The following is an 18254-nucleotide window of genomic DNA, read 5'->3' on the forward strand; positions in this document are numbered from 1 at the left end:
ATCGTTAGGGACAGAATTCTGAGAAATGTCCGTAAGAGTGGTCGTTAGGGACAGAATTCTGAGAAATGTCCGTAAGGGGCGTCGTAAGGGACAGAATTCCGAGAAATGTCTGTAAGAGGCGTCGTTAGGGACATAATTCTGAGAAATGTCCGTAAGAGGTATCGTTAGGGACAGAATTCCCAAAAATGTCCCTTACATCCGTTATCAATCCCCATCACAATCTACAAAATTCCACATCTCAGCGCGCTATTTTAAAATTTTTATTGAAAATACTTAAATTTAACCTAACACAAAAAGCAGTGAAGTTCGTCATAAACTTCACTGCTTCTTTATTTTTATTAGAAGAATCTTCTTATAAGTGTTTTAAGTGGTGGCATTTTTTCGAGTCTGTTCTCTTCTAATGCTGTTCTAATTTCGAATTTTGCATATCCTTTTGCTTCGTCCCATATTATTTTACCTGGTAATGGGGCGGCATCTGGATCTACTTTTACGTTTACAACAACAGGTTTATTTGCATTTTTAGCTTTTTCAAGTGTAGGGGCAATATCTTCTACATCTACGACATTATAGCCTATACCGCCACAACTATCTGCAAATTTAGCGAAGTCGATATCGCCTAAATCAATAGCGTATTCTAATTCACCGGCTGCTTGTTGTTCATATTTTATGAATGCTAATTCTTGGTTATTCAGAACAACGACGATAATTGGTAGTTTATATTGTACCGCTGTAACGAAGTCTTGCATAACCATCGCAAATCCACCGTCACCAGTGATAGCAATGGCTTGCTTATCTGGATTTGCGACTTTACTTGCTATTGCACCTGGTAATGCACAGCCCATCGTGCCTAACCAAGATGACGTGATAAATTTGTGGTTGTGACCGAGTTGTAAATATCTTGTACTCCATACTGTTGAAGTTCCGACATCAACTGAAAATACAGTGTCATCTGTTGAAATTTTTTCTATTTCAGACATTAATAATTCTGGTCTGATCGGTTTGCTGTCATTATTTCTATCTTCTTCTAACCATCTGTTCCATGCTTTCATATTTTCTTGGCATGCTTTTAAGAATTTACGGCCAGTTACTTTTTCAGACGCTTCTGTTAAAGCAGATAGTACATTTTTTGTGTCGCCAATTAATCCGACATCGACATTAAAACGTTTGCCGATATTTGTTTGATTAATATCAATTTGTATACATGGTATATCTTTATCAGGTAAATAATCTACATATGGATAATTCGTACCGACTAAAATTAATAAATCAGCATCTTTAGATGCTTCAAATGCTGGTTTAGTACCGATTTTACCTAAGTTACCCATGAAATTAGGATGTTTATCCGGTATGATACCTTTTGCTGGTAATGTAATTAAACCAGGCGCATCGATATGATCTAAGAAATTAAGTAATTCGTCTTTGGCATCTTTAGCACCAACACCAGTTAAGACGACCGGTTTTTCACTTTTATTTATAAGTTCTGCAGCTTTTTTAACGTCTTCATCTTTAGCGTAAGTTACTGCATTTTCAAATTTATAAGTTTCTCTAGGAACATTATCTTCAATTTTTTCACCTAGAACATCACTTGGAATCGTCAATACTGCAACGCCTTTTTTAGCATATGCAGTTTTGATTGCTTCATCTACAATTTCATGTACATTTTCAGCAGATTCTAATTGTTTATTATAAACGGCTACATCTTCGAAAAGGGCTGTTAAATTAACTTCTTGGAAGAATTTTGTGCCCAATAATTTCGAATCTGTTTGTCCCGCTAAAACGAGCATAGGGACATTATCCATTTTAGCGTCATACATACCATTTAACATATGTATTGCGCCTGGACCACCAATACTTAATGCTACTGCTATTTTGCCTGTTAATTTGGCATAACTACTAGCAGCTAAAGTTGCAACTTCTTCGTGTCTTACATCATAGAATTTAATGTTATCTTCTTCTGTTTTAAGTGCATCTACGACTTTATCTATTGAATCACCAGGTATGCCATATACGTGGTCAATTTGCCAATTCTTTAAGACTTGTACGAGTGCTTTGTTTGCTTTAATTTTTGCCATATAAAATTCCTCCTTATCGTTATCTATACCCAAATACGCTAAAAGTTATACTTATAAATAAGACTCAGGACTGATTTTGTCGTTTTTCAGTAAAAAGAAGTGTTTAAAATCATTATTACAAGCTATAATGATGTAAGAAATATGAATAAGGGAGAATATAGATGGGGATATTTAAGAATAAGAAGAATGAAATACCACAACCTAATTCAGAAGAAGTTCAATATAGAAGATATCAACATTATTATCAAGAACCTGTACAGCCGAGAAAGAGAAAAAGAATTTCAAAGCTATTTGGTCTTGTAACAATACTTATTATACTAGCGATTGTTTTTTATTTAGCAGTAATGTATATGTGGTCAAGAACATCTGATGTAGATGATTTAGTTAAAATTGAAGATAAACAATCTTATGTTCAAGTTGAAGATATGCCAGATTATACTAAAAATGCTTTTGTAGCGGTCGAAGATAAACGATTTTATGATCATGATGGAATTGACTTAAGAGGTGTATCACGTGCACTTGCTGTAAGTTTGAAAAATGGTGAACTTACGCAAGGTGGTAGTACGATTACGCAACAAGTCGTTAAAAACTATTTCTATACGAATGAAACGCAACTGACAAGAAAAGTGAAAGAGATGTTTGTCGCGAAACGTGTTGAAGATAAGTATAGTAAGAATGATATTTTGAGTTATTACGTTAATAATATCTATTTCGGTCAAAATAATTATACGATTGAAGAAGCGGCAAATTATTACTTCGGTGCGACAGTCGATAAAAATAATCCAAACCTTCCTCAAGTATCGGTATTACAAAGTGCAATATTAGCAAGTGTCGTTAATGCACCATCCAATTTCGATATTAATAATATTAGTGATAGTTACATGACACGTATCAAAACAACACTCGAAAAAATGAAACAACAGAATTATATTTCTGAATCAGAGTATACACAAGCTATAAATGAATTAAATCAATAATAAACACACTGAGTTAAGAGATTAAACTTTTAAACTCAGTGTGTTTTATTGTATCCTATATATATGTGTGGAGGGATGTAAAATGCTTAAAATAACTAAACTTGAAGTACAAAAGAAAAACAAAGAACGTTTAAATTTATTTATTAATAATGAATTTGAAATGGGTATTGATCAAGCAACATACATCTACTTTAATTTAAGAAAAGATTTAGAAATTACAAAAAGTAAGTTACAAGAAATTAAGGACTACGATCAATATAGACAGGCACTTAATCAGGCGATTGTCTATTTATCACATAAAAAGCGTACGAAATATGAAGTAGAAAAATATTTAACAGACAAAGAATATGGCAGTGACTTAATTGATAGCGTGATAGAGTATTGTCAATCTAATAAATACATAGACCATAATGACTATATTGAAAGTTTAAAAAACACCATTTTAAAAACAACTGATAAAGGTCCTGACCATTTTGAAAGAGTTGCTAAAGAAAAAGGTATCGAACAAGATTTAGTCTACGAATTCAAAGAAAAGTTTGAAATGGAAATGGCAGAAGATCGAATTCCGAACATCGCCAAGAAGATTATGCAAAAAAAGAAACAACCTCCTAACCGTTTAAAGCAAACGATTGTCCAAACACTTCAACAAAGAGGCTATGCTTTTTCACTCATCAATGAACATCTAACAGATTTGAATATTGAACCGACATCTGATGATGTTGAAAATATTTTGATGAAAGATTTGGAAAAGGTATATAATAAATATCAAAAGAAATATAATGGATATGAACTTAAGTCACATGTTATTCAAGCACTCGTAAGAAAAGGGTATACATTTGAAATGATTAATGACAAATTAGTAGAAAGTGGTATTGTAGATGAATAATGATAAAAAATTTGTTGAAATGACAGAATATGAACTTAAAAACGCAATTGCTGAATATCGCGAAAAGATGAGAAAATCAGAAATGATGGGTATACTAAATGAATATGAAGTATATAAGAGAAAAGCGCTCATAGCAGAAAGTTACCTTGTCGACACTTCAAAAATAGAAGTAGGAAAAGTATATGGCTTAGTAGGTGACACACCTAGTTACTTTAAAGTAGAACGCATTAATGGTGTATTTGCTTGGGGATTTAGATTAAAAGGATCAAAAATTGAAGAAGGCATTCCTGTAAGTCTTCTACAACTATAATGGTGGTGCAGAATGACACAGCAAATATTACTAAGAGTTGTTAACGCAACTAAATATTATTATATAAGCAAAGAACAGAATAAATTTAAATCATTATTTAAGTTAAAGCACCTTAATAAAGACATTGTACTTAAAAATGTTACCGTGCATCTTTATAGAGGTGAAGTGCTAGGTATTATCGGTGATGATCAATCTGGTAAAGAAATGATTAGTAAATTAATGATTAAAGAAGTTGCACCTAATTTAGGTAAAGTAACAAATCATGCCCAAACATTTTTAGCAGATGTTAGGCATAAAGCTGATGATCATCAAACTTTAAATGAAATGATCATTCGTACTTTGAGTTTATCAGGTGTAGAAATTAGAGATATTACGACGATTCAAAGACAAATATTAAGCTTTGCAAAATTATCGGATAAAGCTTCAAAGACGTGCCAAGATATAAATGAAGCGGAATATGCTCAATTATTAGTTAGTATAGCCAAATATATGAGACCTACTGTTGCAATTTTTACTAACATCATTCAATACTTAGACGAATCATTTCAAAAGAAGTTCCATGAATTTTTAAATGAACAAAAAGAATATGATCGTGCAGCTGTCGTAATTGATGACCATATTCATTCAATAGAGAAGATGAGTAATTATCTTATCTGGTTAACTTATGGTCAAGTTAGAAAAGAAGGTACCGTTAAAGAAGTGTTGGGTTACTACCGAGAATATCATAAGAAATATAATCAAATTCAAGATAAAGACCAAAAAGAACTTTACGATCTAAAATGGAAGATGGCTCAACAAGAACTACCTATAGCGCATGGCGAAGGTTATAAAAGAATGCGTAAATATCAATACGGTAGAGTGCCGAAATCTATTGAGAAAATGATATTTTATGGCTTAACATTTATCTTTGGTGCAACATTAGCAGCACTATTTATGTTTATAGGTGTAGGAAGCTCTCCGACAGAAAAAGAAGTTACATCCAAACAGGTCATCACAACAAACAGTGAACCAAAATACATAGATAAGTCAGCTTATGTCCTATCGTTGAAACATGATACAGAACTTACACCTTCATCCAAAGGTTCAAAGTTGAAATTACCTCAGTATAGTTTTGTAGATGTAACAGGTGAAAATCAATCTAATTATAGACTTGAAGTAGATGATAAGACTTATATCTCTAAGAAGAATAACTTGTACTTTTTCAATCCGGCTGGACTATATGAAGACGTTGATTGGTCAGATTTAGAAGATTATGTTGATGATAGTTATTTAAATTATATTGATTTTTATAATAGTTTTATGCATAAATCACATAAGAAAGTTTCTGAGACGATCACAGCTGATAAGGCAAACCGATTTAATGAACAAATGGAAGGCCAAAAAGTACATATGGTTTTCGACAGTGACAATCAATTAACTGGTTTTACATTTGATATGAAAAACAAAGCAAAATTAGTTAAGAAATATAATATTTCAAGTGACACTTGGGTAGTTAAATCAAGAGATGGCTTTATGATAGCAGACTTAGCAGAAAACAAATGGATTTTTATACAATTATAGGAGGTCAATATGAAAGAATTATTTGAACAACATATTAAACATTTTCCACATATGCTTAAATATTGCTTCTATGAAGTTAAAACTCATTATAAATATTATGTATCTGCTTTTGCTATCATGTTAGTATTATTGATCTTCACATATTTGAAGTTACGGATTACTGATGCGATAGATGTACAACAATCAACATCTTATTATAAGTTGATTGGCTTTTTCGCTTACATGTGGGTCTTTTTATCACTTTTCAATTCTGAAAAGACAGTCAGAAAGCAAGGGGCACTTTATAATAGATTGTCGGTACCATACTATGTAGGTGCTTCTTCACAAGTATTTTTAACGATGATTATGTTCTTAATTGTTGTAACACTTACAGGGATAGTTTCAACTTTTTCGACATCAAATTTAATCGAAATTAACCATTTAGGCTTTTTCTATTATTTAGTTATGGCATACATATTACTTGTACCAGTAGCATCTATTATTGGCGTGTTTGGTAAATATGTATATTCTGCACGATTTATTGTTTTCGGATTATTGATTGTATTATTATTTGTCGTACCGATATTGTACGTACCTAATAATATGTATGCAGTTTGGGTCAATGTCTTAAAACTCAATCCATTATTCTATATTATTAATGGATTCCAACAATCAATGGTGTTAGGTAACGCATCCGTTACGAATTTGCCATATCATATTCTATTCTATTTTGAAGTAGCATTTATTTATTTAGCTTGGATCAATATTAATAAAGCTTATAAAACTGAATACTTTAAATAAAAAAATTAAGGCTGAGATGATTTAATTCGTCTCAGCCTTAATTGTATTTCTAAGCTTCAAGCTTTTTCATTAATTTCTCTTCTGTAAATACCCAACCAATATATGAGTTTGTCACTTTCATATCATCGTCTAAATGCAAAATAGCTACAAATGGGTAATGACCATTCTTCAAATATCTTAAATCAATAAATCTTAGTTCTGTTGTTTGTTTATCTATTCTTGTAACTTCCCATCGATAAATAGAACTGAAACTTAAGAAAGATCTTAAATTCTCATCATATTTAGCATAAGCCATTATATGGTCATTCGGGAATGCTTGTCTTTTGAATACATCATTAAATGCTACGTTTCGACCATAACTTCGGCCAACATAATCATGCGTTTCAGTTTGAATGGCAATACGCCATTCCATAAATCGTATTGTAGGTGCAACAAATATTTTAACAGGATTATCTTCTTGTTGTATTTGTTTTAAAGCTTGGTCTTTTATCGCTTTTTGTAATATAAATCGAACAATATAATAGAATATTAACAAGAAGTACAATGTACCAAAGGCAATGCCAGCATTTACACCAAGTGTCCAGAACAGTATTGCAATTAAGTGTGCTACAAAGATAATGGGGTCGAACGTATTAATAATACTTAACTGAATCCATTTATTAGATATCGGTCTAAGCGCCTGAGTACCATATGAATTAAAAATATCTACAAAAACATGAAAGAATACGGCGAATTGCGTCCATAACCAAATATGCAAGACATCTACTCCTGGAAAGATAACAAATATTAGAAACGTTAATATTAATGGCCATAATAGTGTAAAAGGTATAGAATGTGTGATACCTCTATGATTTTTAACATATATCGCATTATTTTTTAATTTTAATACTGTATCAATATCAGGTATTTGTGATCCAACCATTATACCAGTTGCCACTGCAGCAAATGTAGGTGTAACATGTGGATCTAATGTCGCAAGACCAGTTAACGCAACACCCATAACAACGTGTGTACCAGTATCCATAAAAATCACCACTTTACTTTAATCTATATGATATATATTATATAGCATATGCATAGTAATCTGAAAGCAATTCACAAGAAAGTAGTGTCATAAATGATAGAAACGAAACAATTTAAAGACGATTTGCTTAATTGGTTTCATAAAAATAAACGACAAATGCCATGGAGAGAAACATCAAATCCATATTATATTTGGTTAAGTGAAGTAATGTTACAACAAACACAGGTTAATACTGTTCGACCATATTACAAAGCTTTTATTGAGCGTTTTCCAACTATAGAAAGTTTAAGTGAAGCAAACGAAGAAGATGTACTTAAATATTGGGAAGGTTTAGGTTATTATTCTAGGGTTAGAAATTTTCAAGAAGCGGTTAAAGAAGTGCACCATAGTTATCACGGAGTAGTTCCAGATAACCCAGATGATTTTAAAAAATTAAAAGGCGTTGGCCCATATACAAATGCAGCAGTTATGAGTATCGTCCATAATCATCCGATTCCAGCAGTTGATGGTAATGTGTTAAGAGTGTGGAGTAGATTGACTGGTAATGACAGTGATATAGCTGCGCCGAAGACTAAAAAATTATACGAAGATGAATTACAGCCATTTGTAGAAGAACATTCTGGAGATTTTAATCAAGCAATGATGGAATTGGGCGCAACCATTTGTACACCTAAAAAGACTTTATGTATTATGTGTCCTGTTCAAAAACATTGTTATGCATTTGCTAATGGTGTAGTAGAGGAATTACCAGTTAAAAAGAAAAAAATAAAGAAAAAGACAATTGACTTTAACGTATTATATATCACGAATCGTTCTGGAGAGATATTAGTACGCCAAAGAGATACGAAATTATTGAATGGCATGTGGGAATTTCCAATGTTTGAGGCTGATGAAAGTATACACAGCATTGAAGAAACATTAGATGCAGTCATTGATATTGATCAAACGCCTGAATTTACAACTAAGCATGTTTTTACACATATGACATGGAATATGAATGTATACCGTGCCCATACTCAAAAAAGTGAATTTGATTACCCATATAAATGGATTAAAAAAGAAGAAAAAGACCAGTTATCATTTTCAACATCTATGAGTAAAATTTTTAATCAACTCAACGGATAAAGGATAAGAAACATAATTTTAGCTTATTTATTTAAATATGATATAATAACTTGGTAAATATTTAAAAGGTGGTGTGGAACATGGTCAAAGAATCCATACCAAAAGAAGGCCAAGTAATTAAAATACAAAGTTATAAACATGATGGTAATATACATCGTGTGTGGTCTGAAACAACAATTCTTAAAGGTACGAGTCATGTTATTATCGGTGGAAATAATCGTACACTCGTAACAGAAAGTGATGGTAGAACTTGGGTGACAAGGGAACCAGCGATTGTTTATTTCCATTCAGAATATTGGTTTAACGTCATTTGTATGTTCCGCGAAGACGGTGTTTATTATTATTGTAATTTATCATCACCATTTGTTTGTGATGAGGAAGCGATTAAATATATCGATTATGATTTAGACATTAAAGTTTATCCAAGCGGCAAATATCATTTGTTGGATGAAGACGAATATAAACAACATATGAAGCAAATGAATTATCCTAAAGACATTGATGTAATACTTAGAAGAAATGTTGATATTCTACAACAATGGATTGAACGCAAGAAAGGACCATTTGCGCCAGACTTTATTAAAGTTTGGCAAGAAAGATTTCATTCAATTGATAGACGTAATTCTTGAGAATGAAAATATCACAGCCTAGCTAAAGCTAGGCTGTTTCGTTTGGACTAAGATTGGGGGAACGGTAATGATTAAAAGGTATTTACAATTCGTAAAACCATACAAATGGCATATTGTAGGTACGATTATCATTGGAATTTTAAAATTTGGTATCCCGTTATTACTTCCATTACTGATTAAATATGTAATTGATGATGTAATTAATAATGGCGCACTATCAATTGGACAAAAAACAGAAAAATTAACATATGCAATGTTAATTATGGGATTCATATTTGTTGTACTAAGACCACCTATAGAATACTTTAGACAATATTTAGCACAATGGACATCTAATAAAATTCTGTATGATATTCGAAAAAAATTATACACACATTTACAAGCATTAAGCTCAAGATTTTATGCTAATAATAAAGCAGGGGAAGTTATATCACGCGTGATTAATGACGTAGAACAAACTAAAGACTTTATTCTTACAGGACTTATGAATGTTTGGTTAGATTTAGTAACTATCGTCATCGCATTAAGTATTATGTTTGTTTTAGATATTAAATTAACATTTACGGCAATTGCGATTTTCCCAGTATTTATATTTAGCATTTATTACTTCTTCGGAAAATTACGAAGTTTGACGAGAAGAAGATCGCAAAGTTTAGCAGAACTTCAAGGATTTCTTCATGAACGCGTTTCAGGGATGTCTGTTATCAAAAGTTTTGCTATTGAAAAAAATGAAGAAAAACGATTTGATAAAAGAAACCAAAACTTCTTAACTAAAGCAACTGATCATACGAAATGGAATGCTAAATCATTTGCAGTTATTAATACAGTTACAGATATAGGTCCATTATTAGTAGTAGGTATCGGTGGTTTTCTTGTTATTCAAGGGAATTTAACTGTTGGGACATTAGCAGCATTTGTAGCATATCTTGAACAGTTATATGGACCTTTAAGAAGATTGGTTTCATCATCTACAACTTTAACGCAAAGTATTGCTTCAATGGACAGAGTATTTCATTTGTTTGATGAAAAATATGATGTCAAAAATGAAGATGACGCACAAGACATTGTCATTAAAGAAGGGCACATTACATTTGATGACGTATCATTTAAATATAATGATTATGAAGATGAAGTACTTAAACATATTAACTTAGATATTAATAAAGGTGAAACGGTCGCATTTGTAGGTATGAGTGGTGGCGGTAAATCAACACTTATTAGTTTACTGCCTAGATTCTATGATGTGACGAAAGGTAGCATTAGTATTGATAATCATAACGTTAAAGATTTCACAACTGAAAGTCTTAGAAATCAAGTAGGTATGGTAGAACAAGATAATATTTTATTCTCTGATTCAATAAAAGAAAATATCTTATTAGGTAAACCAGATGCATCTGACGAAGAAGTTATAGAGGCAAGTAAAAAAGCGAATGCACATGACTTTATAATGTCGCTACCAAATGGTTATGATACAGAGGTCGGCGAACGTGGTGTGAAATTATCAGGTGGACAAAAACAAAGAGTTTCTATTGCAAGAATATTCTTGAATAACCCTCCTGTATTAGTACTTGATGAAGCGACGAGTGCACTTGATTTAGAAAGTGAAAAAATTATTCAAGATGCACTTGAAATATTAAGTACTGAAAGAACGACTTTAATAGTTGCGCATCGATTATCAACGATTACACATGCAGATAAAATAGTTGTTATTCAAAATGGACAAATTGAAGAAGTTGGTTCACATAAAGAATTAATGGCAGCACAAGGCAGTTATTACAACTTATATAATATTCAATCATTCGGGTAAAATTACAACACCCCCTCATTCTATGCTATTATTAATTTAATAGAGATAGACTGAGGGGGAATTTTTATGACTTTTTTAAGCATACTACAATTGATTGTGAATATTTTATTCTTTGTCATCATTATTGGTGGTATTATTGCTTGTATTTCTTTGTATGTGATAGATAAAAGACAAAAGCATCATAGTGTTTTAAGAAATTACCCGGTTCTTGGTAGAGTAAGGTATTTTTTAGAGAGTATAGGACCAGAACTTAGGCAGTATTTAATACTAAATGATAATGCTGGAAAACCATTTTCAAGAAAACAGTATTTAAATATCGTCATGCCAGGTAAATATAAAAATAGAATCGAAAGTTTTGGATCGTTGAGAAAATTTGAAGAGCCAGGATTCTATTTACAAAATACTATGTTTCCAGTAGACCATGATGAATTAGAAATTAACCAAGATGAACAAATGTCTACTTTTATTTATGAAATTTCTAATGAAGGGCTTTTTGATCGTAAAGAAGAACAAAAACAAAAAGATGTTGATCCATATAAATTAACATCAGACAATCAAATTATTATAGGTGATGACTTAAAACATCCGTTTATCGTTAATAGATTGATTGGACAATCAGGTATGAGTTATGGGGCACTCGGTAAAAATGCGATTACTGCATTGTCAAAAGGATTGGGCAGAAGCGGTTCATGGATGAATACAGGAGAAGGAGGATTAAGCGATCATCATTTAAGTGGAGGTTGTGATATCATCTTTCAAATAGGACCAGGTTTATTTGGTGTTCGCGATAAAGAAGGGAACTTCGATGAAACAGAATTTATTGAAAAAGCCAACATGAATCAAGTTAAAGCATTTGAATTAAAGTTAGCACAAGGGGCAAAAACGAGAGGCGGACATATTGAAGGGGCAAAAGTAACAGAAGAAATTGCTGAAATTAGAAATGTAACGCCTTTTGAAACAGTTAACTCACCCAATAGATTTGAATTTCTTCATAATAATAAAGAGTTGTTACAATTTGTCCAGAGGTTGAGAGAACTATCTGATAAACCAGTTGGTATTAAATTAGTTGTCGGAAATATAAATGATTTAAAGAAATTAATTCATGAAATGGTTTCATCAAACATTATTCCTGATTTTATTACAGTTGATGGTGGAGAAGGTGGAACAGGAGCGACTTATCAAGAGCTTGTCGATACTGTTGGTTTGCCATTATTTTCAGCATTGCCAATATTAGATGTAGAACTTAAAAAATTTAAAATAAGAGATAAAGTGAAAGTTTTTGCATCTGGAAAACTCATCACACCAGATCAAATAGCGATTGCTTTAGCATTAGGCGCGGATCTCGTTAATGTAGCAAGAAGTTTAATGATTAATGTTGGTTGTATTATGGCTCAACAATGTCATACAAACAATTGTCCGGTAGGTGTAGCTACTACAGATCCAAAAAAAGAATCTGCCTTAGTTGTATCTGAAAAAGAATACAGGGTTTCAAATTATATTGTGAGTTTACATGAAGGATTATTTAATTTAGCTGCAGCAGTAGGTGTGAAAAGTCCAAATCAAATAAATGAAAACCATTTATTATATAGAAGTGCTAATGGAAATGTCATGAATGTTAAACAATATAAAAAATCTATATATAAAGAGCAGTAAAAATAGACCTGAACAGTTAACTGTTCAGGTCTATTTTTATAAATCAAAATCTTCATCTTCAATTTGAATGTCGCTATCTTCTGGATGAAATTTGAAATAACTAGAAGATAATTTGTCTAAATGTAAAATAGTCGCTTTATAATCTAACATAGCTGAAATAACTTGCATGACATTCTCAATATAGTAATCTTCTTGATCAGGATTGTCCATAATATCTTTAATAAATATTTCCATTAAATCTTCTTTATATGGTTCTACTAAATAATCTGGAACTTGATCAATTTCGTGTTTAGCTTTTTGTGATATTCTTACTAATATTTGTTCATGCTGCGCCATTAGTTCATCCAGTTCAAACTTCATTTGTACTTTGAGATCATCATTTAAGTTATGAATATCGTTTTCGTAACGATTCATTTTTCTTAAAACTTCGTATGCTCTTCGTGTTGATGCAATAATCTCTTTGAAAAGAATCTTCTTACGCATTTGGCTAAAAGCTTGTTTCTTTGTGTAGGCTCTTTCTTCTTTATAATATAAATAAAATTGCTCAAGCTTTACGATACGTGTTCTAATTGTTTCTAAATCTTGCTTTACGTAGTGAAATTCAGTTGTACCATTTAACACTAATCTAAACCATTTAAAGATGTCAGTAGAAATATTGAGTGAGTTATAATACATTTTAGTTTCGAATTTCGGTGGTAGAAACGTAAAGTTAACAAGGAAAGCACTTAATACACCAATCATAACTAAGACGAAACGATAGAATGCAGAGATATAGAAATCTCCTTCGTGATGTCCAAGTATGATTAAAGCTGTAACAACTGCTAAGTTAGAAACATGTTGTAGATTAAATTTGTAAAGTATTGAAATAATGATAATCGCTGTTAAACCGATAAATACAACATTGTTCCCAAATATAGAGAATATGGCAACAGCTGTAATCGCACCAATAACATTACCTTGAAATTGTTCTACAATCGTTTTGAACGAACGATAGACACTTGGTTGCATGGCGACCATTGCAGCAACACCAGCTATTGATGTTATCATTGCTGGTCCTGGCAGTAAATTAGCTATAAATATTGCTAGGACAATCGCGATACCAGTTTTAAATATTCTTGCCCCAAATTTCATAAAACCATTCCTTTTTGTTTTTAAAACAGGGTTGTAACAAATATCACAAGCCTAGTATATATTGGTTATACAACGTTTTGGCTAACTTTTCAAGTTTATAATTGAGAGAAAGCGTAATCAACTGCATTTAATGTTTGATTTATGTCTTCTTCAGTATGTTCAGTCGTTAAGAACCATGCTTCATATTTAGAAGGTGCTAAATTAATACCTTGATTTAACATTAACTTAAAGAATTTTGCGAACTGTTCACCGTCAGTATTTTCCGCTTGAACATAATTTTCAACTTTTTCGTCTGTAAAGTAAAGTGTTAAAGCACCCTTGATTCTATTAACTGTTGCTTTAACGTTATGTTTTTTAATTAATTCTAATAAACCTTCTTCTAATTGTTGACCTAATTGATCTAATTTATCGTAAACACCAGGTTGTTCTAATATTTCTAATAATGCAATACCAGCCCTCATAGAGAGTGGGTTACCTGCCATTGTACCTGCTTGGTATGCTGGACCAAGTGGTGCAACATGTTCCATGATTTCTTGGCGTCCGCCGTATGCACCGATTGGTAAGCCGCCTCCAATAACTTTACCAAACGCTGTTAAGTCAGGATAAACACCTAATAAATCTTGTGCAGCACCATAATGGAATCTAAATGCTGTAATGACTTCATCATAAATGACTAAACCACCGTATTGATGCGTTACTTCATTTACTGCTTCTAAAAAGCCTTCTTTAGGTTCCACCATACCAAAGTTTCCGACGATTGGTTCTACTAATACACCAGCAACTTGATCTCCCCAATGTTCCATAGCTTCTTTAAATGAATCTATATCATTAAATGGAACTGTAATAACTTCTTGCGCCACACTTTTTGGTACACCAGCAGAATCAGGTGTGCCAAGTTGAGATGGGCCACTTCCTGCAGCAACAAGCACTAAGTCAGAATGTCCGTGATAACATCCTGCGAATTTAATGATTTTATCTCGCTTAGTATATGCACGTGCAACTCTAATTGTTGTCATAACAGCTTCAGTACCAGAGTTTACAAATCTAATTTTTTCTAACGATGGAATAGCGTTACGTAGTTTTTTAGCAAATGTAATTTCATATTCAGTAGGTGTACCGAATAATACACCATCTTCAGCTGCAGCTTTAATGGCTTCCGTAATATGTGGATGTGCATGTCCAGCTATGATTGGTCCATATGCTTGAAGATAGTCAATATATTTGTTGCCATCAACATCGTAAAAATACGCACCTTTACCTTTTTGCATAACTACAGGTGCGCCACCACCTACAGCTTTATATGAACGAGATGGTGAATTGACACCACCAAGAATATATTCATTTGAAAGTGTTTGTAAGTACTCACTTTTTGTAAATTCCATATTATCAACCTCTTTTAATTTAATTATTTTCATTTATATCGTATCATAAAATTAAACATCTATCGTTTATAAGGAGTGTAAAATATGATACAAATTGGTGAAAAATTTCCGGATTTCAACTTAAAGAATCAAAATGGTGAATTAATTAGTAATGAGGACTTAAAAGGATCTAAAGTCGTTGTTTATTTTTACCCTAGAGATAATACACCGACATGTACGACAGAAGCATGTGATTTTAGAGACAACTTAGAAGATTTTAATGAGTTAAATACGAAAGTTTATGGTATTAGTGGAGATAGTGAAAAGAAACACGCTAATTTCTTTAATAAACATAATTTGAATTTTGATTTACTAGTAGATGAAGATTATAAGCTTTCTGAAGAAGTAGGCGTATATCAATTGAAGAAATCATTTGGTAAAGAATCAATGGGTATCGTTAGAACGACTTTTGTTTTAGATGAAGAAGGTACTGTCATACATAAAATAGACAAAGTGAAAGTTAAAACTCAAATTGAAGACTTAAAAAACTTTATAAAGGAATGATATAAATGAAAGTCGTTACTTTAATGAGGCTAAAAGAACAGGAAGAGAGATTAAAAGAAACATTTCCTAATGTAGATTTTATATTTTATAAGCATCCGAACGAAGCTCGCGATGAAGATTTAGAAGATGTAGATATATTAGTTAGTTATCATGGAGAAGTAAATCCTTCATTTTTAGATAAATGTAAAAATATAAAACTTATCGCATGGTTTGCAACAGGCGTGAATCAATTACCTTTAGATTATATACAAGATAGAGGAATTAAATTAACTAATGCAAGAGGGGTACACGCTATTCAAATCGCTGAATTTATTTTTGCATATATTTTAAATGATATTAAACTATTCAGAACTTCATACGAGTCTCAAAAGAAACGTGAATTTAATCATAAGCTTAAACCTGATTCTATAAATGAGAAGACGATTTTATTTTTAGGTACAGGTAAGATTCCTCAAAGAACTGCTGAAGTAGCTAAAGCATTTAATATGAAGGTTATTGGCATTAATACAACTGGACATGTAGTACCTGGATTTGATGAAGTTTATTCTATAGAAGAAAGACGTCATGTATATCATAAAGCTGACTTTATTGTGAATGTATTACCTGAAACAGAAGAAACGATACATTTACTTCAAAAAGAGGACTTTAAGCAAATGAATGAAGATACACATTTTATAAATGTAGGTAGAGGTACAGTCGTATCAGAAAGTGTCTTATATGAAGCTTTGAGTAGTAAAGATATTAGATATGCTTCTATAGATGTATTTGAAGAAGAACCATTACCTGAAAACTCTCTACTATATGATTTAGATAATGTGTTTATCACAGCTCATATTACAGGTAATGATCTTAATAATTTAAAGAGAAGTACAGATATTCTAATTGAAAATCTCAAACATATTAAAAATGATGCGTCAGATAAGTTAATAAACATTGTTAACGCAGAAGCGGGATACTGATTAATTGTTTGACAAAATGCTACTAAAAGGGATATATTATAAATAATAATCATTATAAATTAGAAGGTGGGTGTAAGGATGCAACAAAATATTGAGAATGTTGAACATATGTTAGACGATGCAATAGGTACTTTAAGAAGTACTGGTGTTCGTATTACACCACAACGTCAATCGATACTTCAATATTTAATCGAAACAGATAGTCATCCTACTGCTGATGAAATTTATCAGTCACTTTCACCACAATTTCCAAATATGAGTGTTGCTACAGTTTATAATAACTTAAAAGTTTTTAAAGAAACTGGGCTTGTTAAAGAATTAACTTACGGTGACGCTTCAAGTCGTTTTGATTTTGAAACACATAATCACTATCATATTATCTGTGATCAATGTGGTAAGATATCTGATTTTCATTATCCACGATTAGATGAAGTAGAACAATTGGCACAACATGTCACTAGTTTTTCAGTAACGCACCACAGAATGGAAATATATGGTGTTTGTCCAGAATGTCAAAACAAGAATAAATAATACAAAAAGCTAAAGGCTGTTGCCTTTAGCTTTTTTTCTTTTCTTCAGCATGTTCTTCAGTTTGCTGCTCTTCTAATTTCTTAGATTTGCGCTTATTATTATAATCTTGATTAAAGGCTTTACCCTCTAAGTTCTTATCTAATGTAAGAGGTTGGTTACAATTAGCACAAATATCTGCTCGTCCTAACATCTTTGTATAATGATCACAGTTTGGACATTGCACTTGTATAGTTCGAGAACTTAACATGCCAATCCAAAAGTAAACTATAAATGAAAGACCAAGAGCTAACATTCCTAAAACTAAGAAAATACTAAATACAATTTGGCTCTTAAAATAGTAAAAGAAGAATACACCTATGTACATAACAATCATACCTAAGAAGATTAATCCTAATGCAAAAGATCTAATTCTATTAATTTTACTAGTAGGTTTTTTGCGAAATAGCTTCAAATCTATTCCCTCCATACTTATTAATACTGATAAAGTATAGCATAATTTCTATTAAAATATATAGTCCCTAATAAAGCGAAATAATACACAATTTTGTTTGTATAAATCGTTGACGTAAACTATATATCTTGATATTATATAAAAGTCGTCAAAACAGACAGACATCGCAAAATAAAACGATTGTTAAAAAGGTTAATAAAGTGTAAATTTAACGCTTGAAATTAACTAAATAACAATGTAATATAAATTATGCAAGTTAATTGAAACGGAAACGACCACTTGAAAAGCTGAGTCAAACCGAACAAAACAAATTATTATTTTTTAAAAATAATCCTTGACTTGATATTCAATAACGAGTATAATTGTTTCTTGTAGCGATTAAAATGAACATTGAAAACTGAATGACAATATGTCAACGTTAATTCCAATAATTG

At 31.6% G+C, this 18254-nt stretch carries 17 protein-coding genes; 12 read left to right on the forward strand and 5 right to left on the reverse strand.

Annotated features, from left to right (window positions below):
- Positions 1-338: 338 nt before the first annotated feature.
- Positions 339-2072 (reverse strand): pyruvate oxidase, encoded by a 1734-nt coding sequence (locus CD035_RS01600; protein WP_048540684.1) that lies wholly within the window; start codon positions 2070-2072, stop codon positions 339-341.
- A 161-nt stretch (positions 2073-2233) separates the two neighbouring features.
- Between CD035_RS01600 and sgtB the strand changes: the two genes are divergently transcribed.
- The 5 genes from sgtB (at position 2234) to CD035_RS01625 (ending at position 6585) form a co-directional block, all read left to right on the forward strand.
- Positions 2234-3049, forward strand: coding sequence for a monofunctional peptidoglycan glycosyltransferase SgtB (sgtB, locus tag CD035_RS01605; protein WP_048540685.1), 816 nt, complete (start codon positions 2234-2236; stop codon positions 3047-3049).
- An 82-nt stretch (positions 3050-3131) separates the two neighbouring features.
- Positions 3132-3935, forward strand: coding sequence for a recombination regulator RecX (recX, locus tag CD035_RS01610; RefSeq protein WP_048540686.1), 804 nt, complete (start codon positions 3132-3134; stop codon positions 3933-3935).
- Positions 3928-4245, forward strand: a complete 318-nt coding sequence (locus tag CD035_RS01615) for a YfhH family protein (protein WP_048540687.1) — start codon at positions 3928-3930, stop codon at positions 4243-4245. Before recX ends, CD035_RS01615 begins: the two co-directional genes overlap by 8 nt.
- Before the next feature lie 12 nt (positions 4246-4257).
- Positions 4258-5805 carry an ABC transporter ATP-binding protein gene (locus CD035_RS01620; protein ID WP_048540688.1) on the forward strand — a complete coding sequence of 516 codons (1548 nt, stop codon included), beginning with the start codon at positions 4258-4260 and terminating at the stop codon, positions 5803-5805.
- Positions 5806-5814: 9 nt separating this feature from the next.
- Positions 5815-6585, forward strand: coding sequence for an ABC transporter permease (locus tag CD035_RS01625; protein WP_048540689.1), 771 nt, complete (start codon positions 5815-5817; stop codon positions 6583-6585).
- Positions 6586-6634: 49 nt separating this feature from the next.
- Here CD035_RS01625 and CD035_RS01630 read toward each other — a convergent pair whose 3' ends face one another.
- Positions 6635-7609, reverse strand: coding sequence for a metal-dependent hydrolase (locus tag CD035_RS01630; protein ID WP_048540690.1), 975 nt, complete (start codon positions 7607-7609; stop codon positions 6635-6637).
- A 93-nt stretch (positions 7610-7702) separates the two neighbouring features.
- Here CD035_RS01630 and mutY point away from each other — a divergent pair, with 93 nt between their 5' ends.
- From mutY to CD035_RS01650, 4 genes are all read left to right on the forward strand, one after another.
- The gene (mutY, locus tag CD035_RS01635; RefSeq protein ID WP_048540691.1) at positions 7703-8734 is read left to right on the forward strand and encodes an A/G-specific adenine glycosylase; all 1032 of its coding nucleotides are present in this window, start codon (positions 7703-7705) and stop codon (positions 8732-8734) included.
- Positions 8735-8814: 80 nt separating this feature from the next.
- Positions 8815-9363 carry a nucleoside tri-diphosphate phosphatase gene (ntdP, locus tag CD035_RS01640; RefSeq protein ID WP_025907189.1) on the forward strand — a complete coding sequence of 183 codons (549 nt, stop codon included), beginning with the start codon at positions 8815-8817 and terminating at the stop codon, positions 9361-9363.
- 67 nt (positions 9364-9430) lie between these two features.
- On the forward strand, positions 9431-11170 hold the full coding sequence (locus CD035_RS01645) for an ABC transporter ATP-binding protein (protein WP_037590537.1): 1740 nt from the start codon (positions 9431-9433) through the stop codon (positions 11168-11170).
- Between the two features lie 66 nt (positions 11171-11236).
- Complete coding sequence (locus tag CD035_RS01650; protein ID WP_048540692.1) at positions 11237-12823, forward strand: FMN-binding glutamate synthase family protein; 1587 nt, start codon at positions 11237-11239, stop codon at positions 12821-12823.
- A 36-nt stretch (positions 12824-12859) separates the two neighbouring features.
- Here the strand turns inward: CD035_RS01650 and CD035_RS01655 are convergent, their stop codons facing one another.
- Together CD035_RS01655 and CD035_RS01660 are read right to left on the reverse strand one after the other, a co-directional pair.
- Positions 12860-13954, reverse strand: a complete 1095-nt coding sequence (locus tag CD035_RS01655; protein WP_048540693.1) for an FUSC family protein — start codon at positions 13952-13954, stop codon at positions 12860-12862.
- Between the two features lie 95 nt (positions 13955-14049).
- Entirely contained in the window at positions 14050-15336 is a 1287-nt protein-coding gene (locus CD035_RS01660; protein ID WP_048540694.1) for a glutamate-1-semialdehyde 2,1-aminomutase, read from the reverse strand.
- Positions 15337-15420: 84 nt separating this feature from the next.
- Between CD035_RS01660 and bcp the strand changes: the two genes are divergently transcribed.
- The 3 genes from bcp (at position 15421) to perR (ending at position 17369) form a co-directional block, all read left to right on the forward strand.
- Positions 15421-15879: a thioredoxin-dependent thiol peroxidase gene (bcp, locus tag CD035_RS01665; protein ID WP_048540695.1), complete on the forward strand. Its 459-nt coding sequence runs from the start codon at positions 15421-15423 to the stop codon at positions 15877-15879.
- A 5-nt stretch (positions 15880-15884) separates the two neighbouring features.
- Complete coding sequence (locus tag CD035_RS01670; RefSeq protein ID WP_048540696.1) at positions 15885-16838, forward strand: phosphoglycerate dehydrogenase; 954 nt, start codon at positions 15885-15887, stop codon at positions 16836-16838.
- Between the two features lie 78 nt (positions 16839-16916).
- Entirely contained in the window at positions 16917-17369 is a 453-nt protein-coding gene (perR, locus tag CD035_RS01675) for a peroxide-responsive transcriptional repressor PerR (protein WP_025907200.1), read from the forward strand.
- A 25-nt stretch (positions 17370-17394) separates the two neighbouring features.
- Here the strand turns inward: perR and CD035_RS01680 are convergent, their stop codons facing one another.
- A complete protein-coding gene (locus tag CD035_RS01680) occupies positions 17395-17835 on the reverse strand; it encodes a YgzB family protein (protein WP_048540697.1) in 441 nt (146 codons plus the stop codon).
- Positions 17836-18254 lie beyond the last annotated feature (419 nt).

Source organism: Mammaliicoccus sciuri, assembly GCF_002901825.1.
In the GTDB taxonomy this organism is placed as follows: domain Bacteria; phylum Bacillota; class Bacilli; order Staphylococcales; family Staphylococcaceae; genus Mammaliicoccus; species Mammaliicoccus sciuri.

Coding starts and splice junctions, on each gene's coding strand:
- CD035_RS01600 (WP_048540684.1), bottom strand. CDS start 2,072: ATGGCAAAAATTAAAGCAAACAAAGCACTCGTACAAGTCTTAAAGAAT.
- sgtB (WP_048540685.1), top strand. CDS start 2,234: ATGGGGATATTTAAGAATAAGAAGAATGAAATACCACAACCTAATTCA.
- recX (WP_048540686.1), top strand. CDS start 3,132: ATGCTTAAAATAACTAAACTTGAAGTACAAAAGAAAAACAAAGAACGT.
- CD035_RS01615 (WP_048540687.1), top strand. CDS start 3,928: ATGAATAATGATAAAAAATTTGTTGAAATGACAGAATATGAACTTAAA.
- CD035_RS01620 (WP_048540688.1), top strand. CDS start 4,258: ATGACACAGCAAATATTACTAAGAGTTGTTAACGCAACTAAATATTAT.
- CD035_RS01625 (WP_048540689.1), top strand. CDS start 5,815: ATGAAAGAATTATTTGAACAACATATTAAACATTTTCCACATATGCTT.
- CD035_RS01630 (WP_048540690.1), bottom strand. CDS start 7,609: ATGGATACTGGTACACACGTTGTTATGGGTGTTGCGTTAACTGGTCTT.
- mutY (WP_048540691.1), top strand. CDS start 7,703: ATGATAGAAACGAAACAATTTAAAGACGATTTGCTTAATTGGTTTCAT.
- ntdP (WP_025907189.1), top strand. CDS start 8,815: ATGGTCAAAGAATCCATACCAAAAGAAGGCCAAGTAATTAAAATACAA.
- CD035_RS01645 (WP_037590537.1), top strand. CDS start 9,431: ATGATTAAAAGGTATTTACAATTCGTAAAACCATACAAATGGCATATT.
- CD035_RS01650 (WP_048540692.1), top strand. CDS start 11,237: ATGACTTTTTTAAGCATACTACAATTGATTGTGAATATTTTATTCTTT.
- CD035_RS01655 (WP_048540693.1), bottom strand. CDS start 13,954: ATGAAATTTGGGGCAAGAATATTTAAAACTGGTATCGCGATTGTCCTA.
- CD035_RS01660 (WP_048540694.1), bottom strand. CDS start 15,336: ATGGAATTTACAAAAAGTGAGTACTTACAAACACTTTCAAATGAATAT.
- bcp (WP_048540695.1), top strand. CDS start 15,421: ATGATACAAATTGGTGAAAAATTTCCGGATTTCAACTTAAAGAATCAA.
- CD035_RS01670 (WP_048540696.1), top strand. CDS start 15,885: ATGAAAGTCGTTACTTTAATGAGGCTAAAAGAACAGGAAGAGAGATTA.
- perR (WP_025907200.1), top strand. CDS start 16,917: ATGCAACAAAATATTGAGAATGTTGAACATATGTTAGACGATGCAATA.
- CD035_RS01680 (WP_048540697.1), bottom strand. CDS start 17,835: ATGGAGGGAATAGATTTGAAGCTATTTCGCAAAAAACCTACTAGTAAA.